18 protein-coding genes are annotated in these 19700 nt (G+C 35.9%); 13 read left to right on the forward strand and 5 right to left on the reverse strand.

Annotated features, from left to right (window positions below; genetic code table 11):
• Nucleotides 1-24: 24 nt before the first annotated feature.
• The gene (locus RTP99_RS19905; RefSeq protein ID WP_001076070.1) at nt 25-1440 is read right to left on the reverse strand and encodes an amino acid permease; all 1416 of its coding nucleotides are present in this window, start codon (nt 1438-1440) and stop codon (nt 25-27) included.
• A 378-nt stretch (nt 1441-1818) separates the two neighbouring features.
• On the opposite strand from RTP99_RS19905, the gene RTP99_RS19910 reads away from it, so the two are divergent.
• The 8 genes from RTP99_RS19910 to RTP99_RS19945 all read left to right on the forward strand — a co-directional run bounded on the left by RTP99_RS19910 (nt 1819) and on the right by RTP99_RS19945 (nt 9508).
• The gene (locus RTP99_RS19910) at nt 1819-2529 is read left to right on the forward strand and encodes a C39 family peptidase (RefSeq protein WP_000734471.1); all 711 of its coding nucleotides are present in this window, start codon (nt 1819-1821) and stop codon (nt 2527-2529) included.
• 131 nt (nt 2530-2660) lie between these two features.
• A complete protein-coding gene (locus tag RTP99_RS19915; RefSeq protein ID WP_000382092.1) occupies nt 2661-3836 on the forward strand; it encodes an amidohydrolase in 1176 nt (391 codons plus the stop codon).
• 1 nt (nt 3837) lies between these two features.
• Nucleotides 3838-4035, forward strand: coding sequence for a DUF3311 domain-containing protein (locus RTP99_RS19920; protein WP_000719859.1), 198 nt, complete (start codon nt 3838-3840; stop codon nt 4033-4035).
• Nucleotides 4032-5504, forward strand: a complete 1473-nt coding sequence (locus tag RTP99_RS19925; RefSeq protein ID WP_000125917.1) for a sodium:solute symporter family protein — start codon at nt 4032-4034, stop codon at nt 5502-5504. The genes RTP99_RS19920 and RTP99_RS19925 overlap by 4 nt, the downstream gene beginning before the upstream one ends.
• 101 nt (nt 5505-5605) lie before the next feature.
• Nucleotides 5606-7084: a spore germination protein GerLA gene (gene gerLA, locus RTP99_RS19930; RefSeq protein WP_011040012.1), complete on the forward strand. Its 1479-nt coding sequence runs from the start codon at nt 5606-5608 to the stop codon at nt 7082-7084.
• Entirely contained in the window at nt 7085-8209 is a 1125-nt protein-coding gene (gerLB, locus tag RTP99_RS19935; RefSeq protein ID WP_000801997.1) for a spore germination protein GerLB, read from the forward strand. It abuts the gene before it with no gap.
• Nucleotides 8193-9359: a spore germination protein GerLC gene (gene gerLC / locus RTP99_RS19940; protein ID WP_016716486.1), complete on the forward strand. Its 1167-nt coding sequence runs from the start codon at nt 8193-8195 to the stop codon at nt 9357-9359. Before gerLB ends, gerLC begins: the two co-directional genes overlap by 17 nt.
• A gap of 11 nt (nt 9360-9370) precedes the next feature.
• Nucleotides 9371-9508: a hypothetical protein gene (locus RTP99_RS19945; RefSeq protein WP_000493992.1), complete on the forward strand. Its 138-nt coding sequence runs from the start codon at nt 9371-9373 to the stop codon at nt 9506-9508.
• Nucleotides 9509-9570: 62 nt separating this feature from the next.
• Here RTP99_RS19945 and RTP99_RS19950 read toward each other — a convergent pair whose 3' ends face one another.
• From RTP99_RS19950 to RTP99_RS19960, 3 genes are read right to left on the reverse strand one after another with little or no spacing between them, the layout of a single operon-like run.
• Entirely contained in the window at nt 9571-10971 is a 1401-nt protein-coding gene (locus RTP99_RS19950) for a nucleoside recognition domain-containing protein (protein WP_000443586.1), read from the reverse strand.
• Nucleotides 10949-11671, reverse strand: coding sequence for a FeoB small GTPase domain-containing protein (locus RTP99_RS19955; RefSeq protein ID WP_000033861.1), 723 nt, complete (start codon nt 11669-11671; stop codon nt 10949-10951). The genes RTP99_RS19950 and RTP99_RS19955 overlap by 23 nt, the downstream gene beginning before the upstream one ends.
• The gene (locus tag RTP99_RS19960) at nt 11668-11925 is read right to left on the reverse strand and encodes a FeoA family protein (protein ID WP_000252983.1); all 258 of its coding nucleotides are present in this window, start codon (nt 11923-11925) and stop codon (nt 11668-11670) included. Before RTP99_RS19960 ends, RTP99_RS19955 begins: the two co-directional genes overlap by 4 nt.
• A gap of 512 nt (nt 11926-12437) precedes the next feature.
• Here RTP99_RS19960 and RTP99_RS19965 point away from each other — a divergent pair.
• The 4 genes from RTP99_RS19965 to RTP99_RS19980 all read left to right on the forward strand — a co-directional run bounded on the left by RTP99_RS19965 (nt 12438) and on the right by RTP99_RS19980 (nt 15931).
• On the forward strand, nt 12438-13337 hold the full coding sequence (locus tag RTP99_RS19965; protein WP_000245115.1) for a phosphate ABC transporter substrate-binding protein PstS: 900 nt from the start codon (nt 12438-12440) through the stop codon (nt 13335-13337).
• Between the two features lie 70 nt (nt 13338-13407).
• On the forward strand, nt 13408-14298 hold the full coding sequence (gene pstC / locus RTP99_RS19970) for a phosphate ABC transporter permease subunit PstC (RefSeq protein ID WP_011040013.1): 891 nt from the start codon (nt 13408-13410) through the stop codon (nt 14296-14298).
• Between the two features lie 2 nt (nt 14299-14300).
• Nucleotides 14301-15221: a phosphate ABC transporter permease PstA gene (gene pstA / locus RTP99_RS19975; RefSeq protein ID WP_000994138.1), complete on the forward strand. Its 921-nt coding sequence runs from the start codon at nt 14301-14303 to the stop codon at nt 15219-15221.
• 185 nt (nt 15222-15406) lie between these two features.
• On the forward strand, nt 15407-15931 hold the full coding sequence (locus RTP99_RS19980) for a P-loop nucleotide/nucleoside kinase family protein (RefSeq protein WP_000465760.1): 525 nt from the start codon (nt 15407-15409) through the stop codon (nt 15929-15931).
• 42 nt (nt 15932-15973) lie between these two features.
• Here RTP99_RS19980 and RTP99_RS19985 read toward each other — a convergent pair whose 3' ends face one another.
• Nucleotides 15974-19018 carry an efflux RND transporter permease subunit gene (locus RTP99_RS19985; RefSeq protein ID WP_000375570.1) on the reverse strand — a complete coding sequence of 1015 codons (3045 nt, stop codon included), beginning with the start codon at nt 19016-19018 and terminating at the stop codon, nt 15974-15976.
• 126 nt (nt 19019-19144) lie between these two features.
• On the opposite strand from RTP99_RS19985, the gene RTP99_RS19990 reads away from it, so the two are divergent.
• Complete coding sequence (locus RTP99_RS19990) at nt 19145-19390, forward strand: hypothetical protein (protein WP_011040015.1); 246 nt, start codon at nt 19145-19147, stop codon at nt 19388-19390.
• Nucleotides 19391-19700 lie beyond the last annotated feature (310 nt).

Here is a 19700-nt window from a genome sequence, read left to right on the forward strand (position 1 = left end):
AAGATAGCTGAATATTTTGTATATTTAGTTTACTTCTTTTTTTAGACTTATTTGTTGTTCAAATGTGACAATTTTTTTATATTTCACTTGATATAAAATGTAACAAATAACCATAAATGGAATACCGCAATAAAGAGCGATTCTCTGATCTGGAATGAAAGCTAAACTTACAAATGTAATGAAATTGAGTGAGAATGCTACGATTGGAACGAGCGGATAAAGTGGTGTGCGATATTTTAAATCATTGATGTCACCACCGTTTTTCACGAAGTTTCTACGGAAGAAAAACTGTGAAGCCGCAATTGACATCCAAACGACAACGGCAGCCATTGCTGCGATAGATGTTAAAACTAAAAAGACAGTATCTGCTGCAAATATACTTGTTAATAGGGATAAACTTGCAAAGATTAGACTGAAAATCAATGCGTTTAATGGTACACCTTTTTTCGTTAGCTTCGTAAATGCTGGACTTGCCATTCCTTGTTTTGCCATTGCCCAAAGCATACGTGAATTTGCGTATAGACCAGAATTGGCTACGGATAATACAGCTGTAATAATAACAAAGTTCATAATGTCTGCTGCATATGGAATACCAGCTACATCAAATACAAGTACAAATGGACTTTCGACTAGATTAGCCTCTTGCCACGGGAGTAAACCTACAACAACTGATATGGCTAGGACGAAGAAGAATAGCGTTCGCCAAATGGTATTTTTGATTGCTTTTGGAATTGTTTTTTCAGGATTCTCACTTTCTCCTGAAGCGATTCCGATTAATTCTGTTCCTTGGAAAGAATAATTCACTGTAATCATCGTAAGAAGAACAGCCAATGCACCATTCGGAAATAATCCGCCATTTTCAGTGAAATTGTGAAGCATTGGAGCTGGTTTTCCGTTAAAGTCTAGTAGACCGAACATAACTGCACCACCGAGTACGATGAAAATAACGATGGTTGCGACTTTTACACTAGCGAACCAAAATTCTGCTTCTGCATATGCTTTTGCTGATAGGGCGTTTACAAGAAAGAGTGCTGCTGCAAATGTAACACACCAAATCCACGAAGAAACATCTGGAAACCAGCGTTTCATTAAAATACTTACAGTTGTTAACTCTACTCCAACTGTAACAGCCCAATTTAACCAATACATCCAACCGACAACAAAACCAAAACCAGGTGAAATAAATTTGCTTGCATAGCTTTGGAATGAACCTGCTTCTGGCATAGCAACAGATAATTCACCAAGACATAACATCGTTAAATACATAACAAATCCACCGACTAAAAATGCAAGAATAGCACCACCAGGGCCGGCGTTATGGACGATTTGACCAGATCCCATAAATAGGCCAGTTCCGATAACACCACCAAGTGCAATCATAAATAGGTGTCTACTTTTCATTGTACGTTTTAAATCTGTTTGTTCTACTTGTTGATTCATATGCCCCTCACCCCGTTATTTTTTATATGTGTTAACTGGTTTTCATTCTGAGTCTTTAATCATTAGTGGGGGATATGACACATACTCGGTTTATTTACTATGAAATGAATGGAGTATGTAAAAAACGAACTATGACTAAATACCCTAAGAATGTTTTTATTAACAAGGTGATATCTTCACTATGTTAATTATTTCGATTTTAGCAAAAAAATTCAGAAAAGTATATTGTTTTTTCTTTTTATTAAAAATAATTAGAATTTTATAACGATGTAGTTGTGAACAATAATTCACAGAATCTTTCTAGCAAACTAGCAAGAAGAAAGGTACAATGGTAGGAGGTATGTCTGTAAAATAATAATTAATGGAGTTTTGTTTAAAATGAAAAAGTTAAAATATCTTTTTGTTTTTGGAATTATATTTGCTGCAGCGTTTTTTATAGGGAAAGATAAGATTATACAAAAGGCACAAGTGCTACGCTTAGACTTTCTATCTGAAATGAAAGAAGCGGCTATGATTGAAAATGTTCCGTTTATAAAGCAGTTACCAGAATTACCTCGTGGATGTGAAGTGACAAGCTTAGCTATGTTGCTACAATATAAAGGTGTACAAGTAGATAAGATGCAACTTGCTAGTGAAATTCATCGAGTTCCATTTGAACAAAATGGTTTGCGCGGAAATCCTTATGAGGGGTTTGTTGGAAATATTTATACGAAAGCTGAACCAGGATATGGTGTATACAATAAACCAATCTTTAATTTAGCAGAAAAATATGTTTCTGAAAAAGTAATTAATTTAACAGATAGAGACGTGAAAGATCTATATAAAGTAATTAGTTCTGGTTCTCCAGTATGGGTTATTATTAATACAACGTTTCAGCCGCTAGCTGAAAGTAGTTTTGAAACATGGAATACAAGTTCTGGTGAAGTGAAAATTACATATTTTGAGCATAGTGTAGTAGTAGTTGGATACGATCAAAACTTTGTATATGTAAATGATCCACTAAAAAATAATCCACGTTTCGCTGTTCCACGAGCAGAGTTTGAGAAAGCGTGGGAGCAAATGGGGAAACAAGCAATTACTATTTTATAATAATGAAAAAGCCATCTTTTGATGGCTTTTTATTTTTAAGTAAACATGATAGAAAATTCAGAAGATTCTTTTAAAAGTTAACAATTCACGTTATAATAACATTTAACTTGGTGAAGAAGGGGAGAAGAGAAATGGATGTTGCAAAAGAACTTGTTTTGTCAAAGGATCAGTTGGTTGAGTGGAGAAGGCATTTTCATAAGTATCCAGAGTTATCTTTTCAAGAAGAGAAAACATCGCAGTTTGTATTCGATATACTTCGGGAAATTCCATGTTTAGAAGTATCAAGACCTACTAAATATAGTGTAATGGCAAGGTTGATTGGAAAGCAGCCTGGTAAAATAGTTGCGGTTCGAGCTGACATGGATGCTCTTCCTATTCATGAAGAAAATGAGTTTGACTTTATTTCTACATATCCGGGTGTAATGCATGCATGTGGCCATGATGGACATATAGCGATATTACTTGGAGTTGTACATAAGTTAGTAGAAGCAAGAGAGAAGATTAAAGGGGAGATTCGTTTTCTATTCCAACATGCTGAAGAAAACTTTCCTGGTGGTGCAGAGGAAATGGTTGCAGCGGGTGTAATGGAAGGGATCGATTATATTATTGGTGCTCACCTTTGGGCATCGTTAGAGGTTGGAAAAGTAGGTGTAATTTATGGTCCCGCAATGGCTGCTCCAGATGTTTTTAAAATTATAATAGAAGGAAAAGGTGGACATGCTGGAATCCCTCATGAAACAGTTGATAGTATTGCAATCGGTACACAAGTGGTTTCGCAACTTCAGCAAATTGTATCTCGCCTCACGAATCCGTTAGATTCTCTTGTAGTATCTGTTACGCAATTTCACGCTGGGACAACTCATAATGTGATTCCAGAACAAGCGGAGATTGAAGGGACAGTGCGGAGTTTAAGACATGAGTTGCGAGAAGAAACAGAGAAAAGAATTGAACAGATTGTAAAGCATGTGACGGAAGCTTACGGAGCGAAATATACGTTTTCGTATGAATATGGATATCGTCCAGTCGTAAATGATTATGAAGTTACAGAGATTATTGAGCAAACAGCATTACAGCTTTATGGAAGGGAACGAGTTACGCGTTTACAGCCGACGATGGCTGGAGAAGATTTTTCAGCGTTTTTACAAAAAGCACCGGGGACATTCTTTTTTATCGGTGCAGGAAATAAAGAGAAAGGAATTATATATCCTCACCATCACCCTCGTTTTACGATTGATGAAGATGCATTACCGATTGGAGTGCAAGTCTTTGTATCATCGATTATGAATTTCATAAGTAAAGGAGAATGAGATGAAGAAAATACACGTATTAGCGCTTATTCCAGTTTTTTGTTTAGTTGTTGGACCCGTATTTGCTAATTCAGTTACTCCTTACATATTAGGGATGCCATTTTTATTATTTTGGGTATTATTATCAGTGCTTATTACATCTCTTTGTATGGGGATTGTGTACGTATTTGATCCTGCTAATAAGGGGGATGTAAAATGACCGCATTACTTATCATTATTTTATTTTTGTTTCTCGCACTATTTTTAGGAATTCGGGCACAACACGGAAAAGATATGAATTTAGAGCAATGGTCAGTTGGAGGAAGAGGCTTTGGTACTATTTTTGTTTTTCTTCTTATGGCAGGTGAAATTTATACGACATTCACATTTTTAGGTGGAAGTGGATGGGCGTATAGTAAAGGAGCACCTACTTTTTATATTTTAGGTTATGGTGCATTAGCTTATATTTTATCTTATTTTTTATTACCACCAGTTTGGAAGTATGCAAAAGAGCATAATCTAGTTTCACAGCCAGATTTTTTTGTGAAGAAATATAAGAGTCAGGCACTTGGCCTTATCGTTTCTATCATTGGGGTTATTTCGATTATCCCATACCTTGTTTTACAGTTAAAAGGATTAGGAATTATCGTTTCGGAAGCGTCTTATGGAAGGGTATCGCCAGTTATAGCAGTGTGGATTGGCGCAATTGTTATAACGATATATGTAATGGTTTCAGGTATACACGGCTCTGCTTGGACGGCCGCTTTGAAGGACATTATGATCCTGTTTATCGTTATGTTTTTAGGTATATATTTACCGTACCATTATTACGGAGGATTTCAGCCGATGTTTGAAGCTGTAGAAGCAGCAAAACCAGGGTTTTTATCTTTACCTGATGAAGGAATGAGCATTTCTTGGTTTGTTTCTACTATTGTATTAACGGCTCTCGGTTTCTATATGTGGCCCCATACATTCGCCTCTGCTTTCTCTGCAAAAAATGAAAAAGTATTTCGTAAAAATGCGGCCATTATGCCACTGTATTCTTTAGTTTTACTTTTCGTGTTCTTTGCAGGGTTTGCAGCTATCTTACAAGTTCCTGGATTAAAGGGAGGGGATGTAGACCTTTCGTTATTCCGTCTGGCTCTTCAAACTTTTGATCCTTGGTTTATTGGGATTATTGGTAGTGCCGGAGTTTTAACGGCATTAGTTCCAGGTTCTATGCTTGTCATGGCCGCTTCTACATTATTAGCGAAAAATATTTACCGAACAATGGTCCCATCTGCTTCGGATCGACAAGTGGCAAAAACAGCGAAATTATTTGTTCCTGTAGTAACGCTTGTAGCTGTTTTGTTTACTTTTAAAGGTGGAGAAACGATAGGAGCACTTCTTTTAATGGGATATAGTATAGTGACACAGCTTTTCCCTGCACTTGTATGTAGTCTGTTTCCGCGTCAGGTTATTACGAAGCAAGGAGCGATTGCAGGGATGGGGATTGGGTTGTTAGTGGTTGCGTATATTACTCTATCGGGTTCAACTATAGCTACGATGTTTCCGAGTTTCCCTCAATATATAAAAGATTTAAATGTAGGTATAGTCGCGTTGTTAATGAATATGATTGTGATGTTTATCGTTAGTGGGTTCACGAAAAATGTGTCTATAAAGACAGACAATATAATAGTAGGAAAGTAATTCTAATGCTAGAGCTATCTTTGAAAAGAGATAGCTCTTTTTTGTATATATTTTCTTCGATTAGCGGAATCTAACTAAAAACTTGTTGAAAAGGAAGTTAGGTGGGGGACTTGTTAGAGCTAAAAGGTAACTTATTTGAAGTTATGAAAAAAATTAGGGATGAGTTAGGTTCACCGAATGATTTAACAATTAGGGAAGTTGCCCTTGCTGGCAGTTTTACACGTTGTGCTGTTATTTTTCTGTGTGGGTTAACAGATAAGGATAATGTTTATAAATATGTAGTTCGTACACTTCAATATGAAGAAGTACAAAAAGAAGCAGCTATCGTTCAGACGTTATTGGATCGTTTTATTTCTATTGCGGAAGTCGGTAAGAAGACAACATTTCCGGATATTATAAATGCGATTTTAGCGGGAGATACAGTTATATTAATTGATAATATTCAAACAGCTATCGTGATTAATAGTAGAGCTTGGGAAAAAAGAAGTTTAGAACCACCAGTAACAGAAGATTTAATACGTGGACCGAGGATTGGATTAAATGAAGATATTAACGTGAATAAAATGTTAATTCGCCGTAGTTTACGTGACCCAAAGCTGAGATTTCAATCTTATATTATGGGGAAGAGATCCCAAAAGGAAGTGACTTTAGTATATATAGAAGACATTATTAATCCTTACATTGTAGAAGAGCTAGATCGGCGTCTTCAATCCATAGTGACAGATGTCGTTTTTGAGACGGGTACAATTGAGCAATTAATTCAAGATAATAATTTGTCGCCGTTTCCGCAGTTTTTGAATACGGAAAGGCCTGATAATATTGTGGCCTCATTAGCGAAAGGAAAGGCAGCTATTTTGGTGGATGGATCACCGTTTGCCCTTATAGCTCCGCTAGTATTTGTTGATATTTTTCAATCTGTGGAAGATCATTATGAGCGTTGGGTAATAGGGACTTTATTAAGAATTTTGCGAATGGGTTCTGGTATAGTTGCAGTTTTAATGCCAGCGATGTATGTAGCGCTCGTCTCATATCACCAAGGACTTATTCCTTCTAAATTGGCTTATTCGATTGCCGGGGCAAGAGAAGGTGTTCCGTTTCCTGCCTATATTGAAACGTTAATGATGGCATTAACGATGGAATTAATACGAGAAGCGGGAATTAGGTTACCGAAACCGATGGGACAAACAATTGGGATTGTAGGTGGTCTTGTAATCGGAGAAGCAGCGGTGAACGCAGGAATTGTAAATCCGTTTTTAGTTATTATTATTGCGGTTACAGCTATTGCTACATTTTCACTTCCAGTGTATAGCATCACAATTACGTTTCGAATTTTACTTTTCGTCTTTGTATTAGCAGCAACTGCTTTTGGGTTGTATGGAATCATTCTAGCTCTTATTGCGCTTGCTATTCATATTACAAATTTAACAAGTGTTGGTGTACCGTATACGACTCCAATTGCTCCTGCATTTTATAAAGATTGGAAAGAAGAGTTTATTCGCATGCCAAAATCAATGTTGAAAGAGAGACCGGAATATTTACAAACAAAAGATTCTACAGTACGTCCAAAGGAGCGAGAATAATTGAAACCATTTGAGTATGGCGATGAAGAAATTGGATCTCGGGAAATTGGGTTTGCGGTATCATCGACCATTATTGGTATAGGCGCATTATCTATGCCAAGGGATATTGCTAACCAAACTTTATTTTCAGATGGTTGGATTATTTTGCTTTTGGGTGGATTGATATGTGCAGTTTTAGGCTGGTTTGTAACGAGGGTGGCTATTTTATTTCCAAAACAAAACTTTGTTCAATATACGAGTGCGCATTTGACAAAGCCGGTAGCATACACGATTAGTATGGTTTTAGTATTAACGTTTGCTGCTTTGACAGCATATGAATCACGAATGATTGCAATTATTTCGCAAACGTATTTATTTAGTGAGACACCAGTACAGCTACTATCTTTTTTCTTCTTATTGGTTGTTATCTATGGAATAGCAGGATCGAGAGCAGCTTTGTTACGATTAAATGTTATGTTCTTACCTATTGTTTTAATTGCAATAGTGCTTCTTTCTTTATTAAATATAAATTTAATGGAAATAAACAATTTGTTTCCAGCTTTCCAAACGGAAGTAAGTCAATACGCTGTTGGGGTTAAAAATTCTATATTCACATTTATTGGATTTGAGGTAGCTCTGTTTTATGCTGTGTTGTTGAATGATAAGACAGCGAAAAAGGCACCAATGGCAGTTGCGAAAGCAGTGATAGTAAATGTGCTCTCATACATTTTAATTTATGTAACGTGTATTAGTGTTTTTACGTATATGACAACTCGTGGATTGACATACCCAACAATTGAATTAGGGAAAGAAATTGAAATTGGTGGAGGCTTTTTAGAAAGGTTCGATGCAATTTTTTTTACGACTTGGATTATTACTATTTATAACACTACAGCCATGTATTATGACGTCGCATCTCTATTGTTTTGTGCTATGTTTCCGAAAGTGAAGAAACATATTTTTATTTTCGGAAGCGCGCCTCTAATTTTTATGCTGAATATGCTCCCGGGTAATTTAAATACGTTATCAAGTTACGGAACGTATTTAGCGTGGATAGATATGGGGTTTGTCGTATTAGCTCCTTTGCTAGTTTTTATTGTATATAAAATAAAAAGAAGGAATGGTAGAAATGAAACACCTTCTTAAAATTATAATGGTTATGGTTTTAGCTGGATCTATAAGTGGGTGCTCTGAACTAGAAGAAATAGAAGAAAGAGGATTTGTAGTAGGCGCAGCTTACGATATTGTGAAGAAAAAGAAATCAAATCCGATTATGAAAGGGACGTATCAGATGGTACTTCCCAGTAAGTTAGCACAACAAAGTGGACAGGGCGATGGAGATAGTGAAAATTATATTAACGTAAGTGCGAAAGCAGATAGCGTCTTTGAGCAAATAAGAATAATTGCTAAAAAAATTAGTCGAACATTATTTTTTCCGCATATACAAGTCATTATTTTTTCGGATGAATTACTAGCAAATCCGTATGTTTTGCAAAATACGTTAGATGTATATTTTCGTGATCATGAAATGAGAAGAAATATTCGTTTGTTCGTTTCCAAGAAAAATGCAGAATCTATTTTAAAACAGAGTGCAAAACCTGAAAACTTACCGGCGCAGTATATTGATATGTTAGCTGAACATCCTCCGAAAAACGCTCAAATGATTGAGGCGGCGAGAATTGGTGAAGTACAAGGGAAAATGATCGCAGATCGAAGTTTTGCATTACCTCTCTTAGGGTTAACTAAACAAGGCGTACAAATGGAAGGAGCGGCATTGATTCGTGGAAAGGATAATAAGTGCGTTGGAACTTTGAGTGGAGAGCAAACATTAGGAATGAACTATGTAATAGGTAAAAAAATTGGAGGTTTCTTTACTGTTCGTAAAAAGAATCAGCTCATTACATATGAAATTCATAAGTTGCGCCGAAAGATCCAAGTGTCTACTGAAAATGCTACAAAACCGAAGTTTGATATTCATTTGTCCACAGAAGGGATATTAGCTGAGTTACATTTTAATGAACCGAAACAAGTGATGAATGAAAAGCTTTTAAAGAAAGAAATTTCAAAGGAAATGAAGAAGCGTATTGAAAAATCTATACAGCTTGTTCAAAAAAAATATAAAGTAGATGTATTGGAATTAGGAGAGGTATATAAGAAGCATAATTATAAAGAGTGGAAGAAAATTAGTAAGAATTGGGATCGAGGCCAGAATTATTTTAGTAATGCTGAAATTAATGTTCACGTTGATCCAACAATTGAACATTCAGGTTCAGCATTACCAAAGAAAGTGAAGTAAGGTGATGGAGGTTGTTTACTGGATTAGGGATTAGTTGCACAATATTAATGGCAGTTCTTCCGGGAGCTATATACTACATTCATAAAAAAATTACAACGTATGGAGCGCAGCCTTGGAATAATGATGTGCAAAAAAAGAAACCTGAATAATTTCAGGTTTCTTTCGCACAAAGCATATGTGAAGGGGGATACCTTCTATGTATGCTTTGTTTTTATACAAGCCCTAACCAATGTACCAATTGTGTAGAGAGGAATGTCACAACAATAGCGATAACGGTAGGGATTGCAAACGATAAGAATGTCCATTTTGCACTTTTTGTTTCTTTATATATGTTAACCAGTGTCGTTCCACATGGGAAATGAAGAAGTGAGAACAACATTGTGTTTAACGCCGTTAACCAAGTCCAACCATTTTCTAAGAATAGATTTTTAATTTGATTAAAATCATCTATTTCAGTTAAAGCTCCGGTTGATAAGTAAGACATTAATAAAATCGGGATAACAATTTCGTTCGCTGGTAGTCCAAGAATGAACGCAGCTAGAATAAATCCGTCAAGTCCTAACATTTTAGCGAATGGATCTAGGAAGTTTACAAAATACATAAGTAGGCTTGTGTCACCGATGAAAATATTAGCAAGTAACCAAGTTAATGCAGCCGCAGGAGCAGCAACAACAACAGCTCGTTTTAAAACATAGACGGATTTATCGAGTGTTGCACGCACAATTGTATTCCAAACCTTTGGCTTACGGTATGGCGGTAACTCGAGTGTGTAGTGAGTTGGAACGCCTTTTAAAGCTGTTTTTGATAGTACCCAAGAAACGGTTAATGTCATAACGATACCAATTACAACCATTCCAACTACAACTCCAGCAGTAACCAATGTTTGCATACTACCTGTATAACCGGCAGCCATAAATAATGAAGCCATTAAAATTAACATAGGCCAGCGACCGTTACAAGGAACGAAGTTGTTTGTTAAGATTGCAAGCATACGTTCACGTGGTGATTCAATAATACGTGTTGACATAATGGCTGCTGCATTACAACCAAAGCCCATTGCCATTGTTAAAGATTGTTTACCATGTGCACCAGAGCGTTTGAATAAGCGGTCCATATTAAACGCAACTCGTGGTAAGTATCCGTAGTTTTCTAATAGTGCAAACATAGGGAAAAAGATGGCCATAGGTGGTAACATAACGCTAATAACAGCACCGATACCACGGAATAAACCAAGTATTAAAATGCCATGTAGCCATTCAGGTGCATGTGCTGCTTGAAACCAAGATGTTAAATATCCTTCGGCCCATCCGAAGAACTCAGCAATCATATCAGATGGTACGTTAGCCCCTGCAATTGTAAGATAAAAAATGATAGATAAAATACCAAGCATAATTGGGAATCCCCAGATTGGAGATGTGAAAATTTTATCTAGTTTTTCAGAACGATACAATTTATCCGTATTTGTATATTGAACAGATTCTTTACATATGCTTGCAGATGTTCGGTAAATATCTCCGACAATATCATCTCGTATATCCTCTTTTGATAGTGCTTGTGCATGTTGAATAATATAGTCTAATGGAAGAGCTTTACTGGCTGAGTGAGATTCCATTCATTACGACCTCCCTTACAAGTGGTTCATTATGGTGTTTTTGAAGTGTAGTTAAGAAATTTTTATCTCCATCTAATATACGTAACGCAATCCAGCGTGCTGGATACGTATCACCGAACACTTTATAAATTTGTGGTTCTAATTCCTGAATCATATTCTCGATTTTTTCGCTGTAAGAAATTTTAATTGGTGTTGGAATTAGCTTTTTATTTGCTACTTTGGCAATAACATTTAGTAAATGACCGATGCCTACTCGGTTACGAGCGGAAATTTTAACTACAGGTACACCGAGTGATTTTGCTAATTTCTTTTCATCAATAACGATGCCTTTTTTCTCAGCTTCATCAATTAAGTTAATACAAATGACTACGTTGCTCGTCATTTCCATCACTTGGAGTGCTAAATTTAAATTTCGCTCCATAGCAGTTGCATCGACAACAACTACAGTTACTTCTGGTTTTTCAAATATAATATAATCCCTTGCTACTTCTTCATCTGCAGAATTTGAATATAGTGAGTAAGTTCCAGGTAAATCTATTAATGTATATTTACTACCGTTATGTTCATATTCCCCTTCAGCTTTTAAAACAGTTTTTCCTGTCCAGTTTCCAGTATGTTGTTTTAAGCCTGTTAAAGTATTAAATAATGTACTTTTCCCGGTATTCGGGTTGCCGGCTAAAGCAATGCGATGTTTGCTCATCTGAAATCATCTCCTATTAATATCCCGAAAATAAGGGAGCTTTCTTCCTTACGTAGTGCAATAGTGGTGTTGCTTACTTGATAAGCGACCGGATCTCCAAGTGGACTGCGTTGTAATACTTTAATTGTTGCCCCAGGGATAAATCCTAAATCTAATAAACGTCGTTTCATAGTTCCTTCTAATTGTATCTTCTCAATTTGTACAAACTCTCCTGTCTTAAATTCGGAAAGTGGTTTTATATTAGCCGATACCATAAAAGTTACCTCATCTCTATATTGTTAGTTTAAGTTTAAAAAGTTTCCTTAGGTAAACTTTTTGTTAGTAATATAGTAGACTACATTGGATGATGCTGTCAATTGGTACTTTAAAAATATTCATTTATTTTTAGAATTGTTCCAATTTATTTAGTTGTACTAAAAAATATTACTGAAATTCTGTGTAATGTGCATAAATTAGGCGTGTAAAAGTAACAAAATACAGCGGAATTGTAAATGTAACTTTAACTAAAAGGGAAAAAGAGCGAAAAACATTTACATTTAATTTACATTGTTAAGAGTAAATTTACATTACAGCTTAATTAGTGTGGATTTTGTTGGGTTCTTTAACTATAAATGTTGGGATTCCTAGTTTTTAAGGATTATTATCGTCATTTACTTAAAATTAAAAATTGCTTAACACTCACATAATATTATTGTCCTACAATGAATTTGTGTTCGAAAGAAGTAGATAAATGTGAAAAGTGATAATCCAAATGGGGGTACAAGACATGGTCATGAAAAAGGGTATTAAATTTTCTTTAGCAGCTTTAGTGGTAGCGGGTTCATTAGCGGGATGTGGAAAAGCAGAAGAGACATCAGGTAAAGATGCTAAAGGAAGCGATAATGCAAAACAAGAATTGTCAGGTACGATAGCAGCTGCAGGCTCTACAGCACTTCAACCTCTTGCAGAGGAAGCTGGAAAGAAATTTATGGAGAAAAATTCAAACGTTTCTATTCAAGTGCAAGGTGGCGGTAGTGGAACTGGAATTAACCAAGTAGCTTCTGGTGCGGTCCAAATTGGTAACTCAGATGTTCCATCTGCAGATAAAATAAAAGATGCTGATAAGGCGAAAGAATTAGTAGATAACAAGGTGGCGGGTATTGCATTCGCACTTGTCGTAAATAAAGATGTAAAAGTTGATAACTTAACAGTACAACAAGTACAAGATATCTTCACTGGAAAAGTAACAAACTGGAAAGAGGTAGGCGGGAAAGATGAAAAAATCAACGTAATTAACCGTCCAGCTTCTTCTGGTACACGTGCTACATTTGAAAAAACAATTATGAAAGATGCGAAAATTAATGACGGAACTGGTACTACACAAGATTCTAACGGTGCAGTAGAGCAAGCGATTAATTCTACTCCAGGTTCAGTAAGTTATTTAGCAATGTCTTACATGGTTGGCGAGAAAAAAGGTGCGCTACAAACAGTGAAAATTGATGGTGCTGAACCAAAAGTTGAAAACATTGCGTCTGGTAAATATCCATTCTGGTCTTACGAGTACATGGTAACGAAAGGTGAAGCGAAAGAAGCAACAAAAGCTTACATTGACTATGTAAAAGGTAAAGATTTTGAAAAGCAAGTAGAAGATATGGGTTATATTCCAATGTCTAAATTAAATAAGTAATAAAATTTATGGGGCTGGCTGCAAGGCCAGTCCTGTTCATTTCAATTTATGAAGTGGGGTCTGTCCTGTGATGAAGGGGAAAAAACAAATTAATTACGTGAAAAGTGAATATATAGGAAGATCACTTGTTACGTTTTGTGGTATTTTTATTGTTTTAGTTACATTAGCTATTATTGCGTTTATTTGCGGTAAAGGAATTCAATCTTTTACGCAAAGTGGTATCTCGTTTACTGAGATGTTAACATCGACAAAATGGAGTCCAAATGCTGATGAGGGAACTTTCGGGGCTGTAATTTTCATTGTAGGTTCAACGGTGGTTTCGTTAGGTGCGGTTATTATTAGTGCACCAATTGCTATAGCTCTTGCTATATTCATGAATTTAATTTCGCCGAAGTTTGGAAATAAAGTATTGAAGCCTGTTTTAGAATTATTAGTTGGTATTCCTTCGGTTGTATACGGATTATTAGGGGTTACAATTTTAGTACCGCTATTACGTGATTCGTTTGGGGGAGTAGGGTTTAGTTTAATTGCAGGTATTATTGTCCTGAGTATTATGATTTTACCTACTATTGCTAGTATCGCTTCTGATGCAATACGCTCTGTTCCATTTGATTATTTAGAAGCTTCTTATGGTTTAGGATCAACGAAATGGCAAGCGATTAGCCGAGTAATTGTTCCTGCTGCGAAAAAAGGGATTTTAACAGGTGTTGTTTTAGGTTTAGCGCGTGCTTTTGGTGAAGCGTTAGCGGTTCAAATGGTAATTGGGAATACGGTTAAATTACCAGAAGGAATATATAGTCCGACAGCAACGTTAACTGGTATTTTGACAATGGATATGACAAATACATTAAACGGAACTGCTTGGAACAATGCGCTATGGACTTTAGCAATGATTTTACTTGTTATTTCATTCCTGTTTATTTTAGTTATTCGAGCAATTGGGCAAAGAGGTGAGCGATAATAATGAATGCAAGGACGGTAAATAAAGTTTGGACAGGTATCTTTTATGCGGTTGCGGCTTTAGTCGTAGCTTTACTAGTGTTCTTAGTATTTGAGATTTTACAAAAGGGATGGGGTTTTTGGGATCCTAATTTCCTGTTTGGAGAACCAAGCAATACAAGAGCTGGTGGTGGGATTGGTCCGCAGTTATTCAATTCATTCTATATGCTTGTTATAACGCTTATTATATCTATTCCACTTGGATTAGGCGCTGGAATATATTTAGCAGAGTATGCAAAACAAGGACGTTTTTTAAACTTTGTTCGTTTATGTATCGAGACAATGGCATCTTTACCTTCTATTGTTGTTGGTTTATTCGGTTTGTTAGTGTTCGTTACAATGACAGGATGGGGATACACAGTAATGGGTGGTGCCCTTGCTTTAACGATTTTAAACTTGCCAGGTTTAACACGTGTTTGTGAAAATGCGATTTCAGAAGTTCCTGCTAATGTGAAAGAGGCGAGCCTTGGGTTAGGTGCAACAAAGTGGCAAACGATCACTCGTATTATTATCCCGTCGTCATTACCGCAAATTATTACAGGTGTTATTTTAGCGGCAGGTCGTATATTTGGTGAAGCAGCAGCATTAATTTACACAGCGGGTTTAACATCTCCAATTTTAAATTCAGCAGCGGACTTCTCAAGTCCTGCTCATCCTTTAAATCCATTTAGACCAGCTGAAACGTTAGCGGTTCACATTTGGAAGTTAAATTCTGAAGGGATTATCCCAGATGCGAAGTTAATTGCGACAAAATCTGCAGCTGTATTAATTATTATGGTATTACTATTCAATGTTATTTCACGATTAGTAGCATCTATATTGCACAAACGTTTTACAGGAGCGAAAAGAAAAAGTAAAACGACGAAGAAGGTAAAAGCTGCATAAGCTGTAAAGGGGAACTCTCTACTTATAAGTAGGGGGTTCTTTTTGAGTTTTAATATAGAAGGAAAAGGTATAGCGATTGTTGAATTTGTAATTCGTTATATAAATAAAGTGAAACTTTAATTAGTGGGGTCTTGCTGCTCGCGAATATTAGGATAAGAAGATGAAAATGAGGGAGTGGGTTTAATTTGTTTTTTCTGCAAATGTCAGGATTTCCTGGATCGGGAAAATCGACAGTTTCTAAGTATATAGCGAAGTTAACAGGTGCTGTAATTGTAGATCATGACGTTTTGAAATCAGCGTTGTTACAGTCATTGGAAATGAAAGGGATTGAATCAGCGGTTGTTGGAGGAGTATCATACGATGTTGAGTGGGCATTGATTGATTCTTATTTAGACCAAGGGCATAGTGTGATATTGGATAGTCCATGTCTATATGAAGGAATGGTTGAAAAAGGAATGAAACTGTCTAATAAACATGGTGTAAAATATAAATATATCGAATGTTATCTTAATGATATGGAAGAGATTAATAATAGGCTGCAAACACGTAAGCGTATGGTCAGTCAGGTTGGTCGAGTGGATTCCGAAGTAGCTTTTAAAAAGTGGTTAAATGGTAGTAAAAGACCTTTACATAGTGAATATCTTATTGTGGACTCTAGTGAACCGCTAGAGCGGTATGTGGAAAAAGTGATGGATTATATGAGCAGGTAGAGAAAAAGCGTTATCTTCATTCATGAAGATAACGCTTTTCTTTTAAATATCAGGTGTTTCTGTAGAAGTGCTTATTTTTCTACGAGAGCGTCTTTTTCTCCCGATTTTATCTAATAGTTCATACATAACTGGAACGACTACTAATGTAAGAACAGTTGAGACTGCCAAACCACCGATAACAACAACGGCTAGGCTTTTTGATACCATACTTCCTGCTTGTGATTGGCTAAATAGGAGTGGGAGCATAGCAACAATTGTTGTAATAGCTGTCATAATAATTGGACGTAGTCTAGTGGAACCTGCTTCGAGTAAGGCTTCTCTCGTTTCCATACCATGTTCCCGGTTTTGTTGTACTCTTTCTATTAATACGATAGCGTTTGTAACGACAATCCCGATTAACATTAATGCACCGATTAAGGAATTTACATCAACTGGTGTTCCTGAAATGATTAATCCTAAAATACCGCCGACAGCAGCTAATGGCAAGGAGAACAAGATTGCAAAAGGAGCACGTGCCTGCCCAAAGGTAATAACCATAATTAAATATACAATCCCAATTGCAATCCCCATAATCTTGAATAAATCTGTGAAGTTCTCTTGCATAGATTCAGTGGCGCCTGCGATATTTACTTTTGCTCCGCTAGGTAAATCTAAGTCGGCTATCGCTTTGTTCACTTCAGTGCTTACCTTGCTTAAATCTTCATTTGAAGCTTCTGCGGTAATTTGAATCGTTTCTTTTCCATCTTTATGGAAAACTTCTGTTTGAAGTTGCTTTTCTGAAATAGTTGCAATGTCTTTTAAAGGAATTGGTCCATTAATAGGTGATAGTATGTTTGTGTTTAAAATGTCTTCTTGTTTAGTAATACTTTCTTTTTTATGTTCTATCATAATAGTAGTTTTTTCGTTATTGATTGAAACTTCACCAATAGGTGATTTCTTCATAAGGAATGCTACTTGTTGAGCTGCCAATTCTGGTGTTAATCCTAGTTGTTCGGCCTTTGTTTGATCAACATGGATTTGCCATTCTTTCTTAGAGTCTTCTAAATTCGTTTTTACTTTAGAAAGATCATCCATATCCTTTAGTTTTGTTTCGACGATAGTAGCAGCCTCTTTTAAATTCGTTTCGTTAGTGGCTGTTACGTTGAATTGCAAATTATTGCCGCTGCCAGAGCTTGAATAACTCATTTTTATATAATCAAGTTCCGCGGGCTCAAAAGTTTTATGTTCTTTCTTTAACTCTTTAATATACTGATCAATATCAGAACCTTTTTTAAAGACTACCAATATACTTGCGAGATTATTTTTGGTCGTTTGCCCCCATTGTGCATCTTCTGCGCTAGATCCCATTCGTAAAATAACATCCGTTACATCTGAATTAGAAAGTAGCTTCTTTTCGAAATCAAAAGCTTTTTGTTTTTGTGTTTCAGGAGCGTAATCAGCTGGGAAAGTCATATTAATAGATAACATTGTGTCGTCTTCAGATTTTATATTCGCTTTCGGTAGTAATACATAGGCGGCGATCGATCCTGCGAATAATAAAAAAGAAGTAAGTAGAATAATGAATTTATGCGAAAGAGCCCACTTTAATGTAGCGACATATCGTGGTGAAGAACTTGGCTTTTTGTGTTTTGTTTTTTTGAGTAGTAAAAAAGCCATAAGTGGAACAACTGTTAGTGCAACGATTAAGGATGATAGTATAGAATATACGACTGCTAATACCATAGGTAACATTAATTTTCCGATTACTCCTGATACGAGGCCAATAGGTAAAAAAACAGCGACCGTTGTTAAAGTAGAAGAAGTAATTGCGACGGCGACCTCTTTCGTTGCATCGAGAATAATATCTTTAGAGAAAGCTTCTTTTTGTAAACGTCGGAAAATATTCTCAATGACAACGATGCTATCATCGACGAGACGTCCAACTGCAACGGCTAAACCACCAAGTGTTAGAGTGTTAAGTGTGATGTTAGATTGGTGTAGTAAAAAGAGTGTTAATAAAATAGATAATGGAATACTGACAACAGCAATGAGTGTCGTTCGGAAGTTGCGTAAAAAGATTAAGATAATTAGAGTTGCAGCAATTGCTCCAAGGATTACTTCTTTTCCCATGCTAGTAACAGCATTTTCAACTTGTTCATGAGTTGACGCTAAAAGTTTAATAGAAAATTGATCTTTATATTGTTTACTTATATCTTTAATTTTTTTATCGATTTCTTTTCCGATTGCAACTGCATTTTTACTTGGCTCTTTCATGATGATTAATCCAGTGCCTTCTTCGCCATTTATATGTGAGATTGTATCGTAGTGTTGTTTAAGTTCAATTTGAGCAACATCTTGCAATTTTACTTGAGGTGCAACGGTGATGTTTTTAATGTCATCTACATTTTTTATATCTCCGATGACACGAAGGTTATATTCTTCTTTATTAACGGTAACAGCTCCAGCTGGAGTGGAAGTTTCTTTTCCTTGTAAAACTTTTAATATTTGTTCCGGTGTTACGTTTTTATCTTTTAATTGGTTTGGATCTAGTATAATAGATAATTCAGAAGTTGATTTTCCGAAAAACATAACGTTGGCAACACCATCAATGCTTTCGAGTTGTGGTACGATTTCTTTTTCGATTTGTTTTTCATCTGCTTTTGAAAATCCGTTTTGCTTTTGGATTGCAATTTGAGCGAGTGGAATCATAGAAGTATTTAATTGGCTAACTATCGGTTTTGTTGCATCTTTAGGTAATTTAATTGTAGTAAGGGCCTTCTCAACTTCACGTGTGGCATCTTTCATATTTGCTTTGGATGTATACGCGATATCGATGCGTGATAATCCTTCGTGAGTAGAAGAGGTGATGTTGTCAATGTGTTCTAAGTTGCGAAATTGTTTTTCAAGGGGAGCGGTTACTTCTTTTGTCATTGCTTCGGCGTCGAGTCCTGGAGATAAGGTTGTAACGGTGACTGCGGGATTATCGATACTAGGTAAAAATTCCATAGGTAATTTAGAGCCGGAATAAACACCGAGTATGGAAATGAGAAAAACCATGATGATAACAGCGGCGCGGTTTTTTAATGAAAACTTCGTTAACCTATCCATAAAGTAATTCCTCCATTGGCTTATTTGTAGTTGAGTACGTCTTTTCTTACTATATAACAAAAAATGGATATTTTTCATTAATTAAATGTAAAAAAATTCTAACAATAATCTTAAGTTGATGTTTCGTTGGAATTTCGTTATCTATCCCGCCGTTGGTCGGACGATAAAATTCTCGCCTCGAATTCGGTTGGGGTGGAGCTATCTGCCAACAACCGGTTCTTTCAATTAGTAATGATTTGTGTGGAGGGACAAAAAATCAACATGTTCGTATTATTAGGAAGTGGCGAAGCTATTTTCTTTTTAAATGTGGACTTTAATGTAGAAGAGAATGAAAAGGTGGGAGGGATTATGAAAGGCAGTTTGGTTAATTAGAGTGTATTGGTATACAATCAAAATACTTATTTTCAGTAGAGAGAATAAAAGGTTTTACTATAGAAGAAAGTAGGATAGATAATTTTTTTTGTTTTTTTTATAAAAAAACACTTGTTATTTAAAAACCATGATGGTATATTAATAAACGTCGCTGATGCGGAAACGCAGAAAACGATAAAAAAGAAATTTTAAAACTTAGTTGACATTGAAAAATGAAGATGTTAATATGATGAAGTCGCTTCTGAAGCGATGGACAAGTTCTTTGAAAACTGAACGAAACAAACAACGTGAAACGTCAATTTTTATTTTA

The sequence above is a fragment of the Bacillus sp. (in: firmicutes) genome (assembly GCF_031983925.1).
Classification (GTDB): Bacteria; Bacillota; Bacilli; order Bacillales; family Bacillaceae_G; genus Bacillus_A; species Bacillus_A pacificus.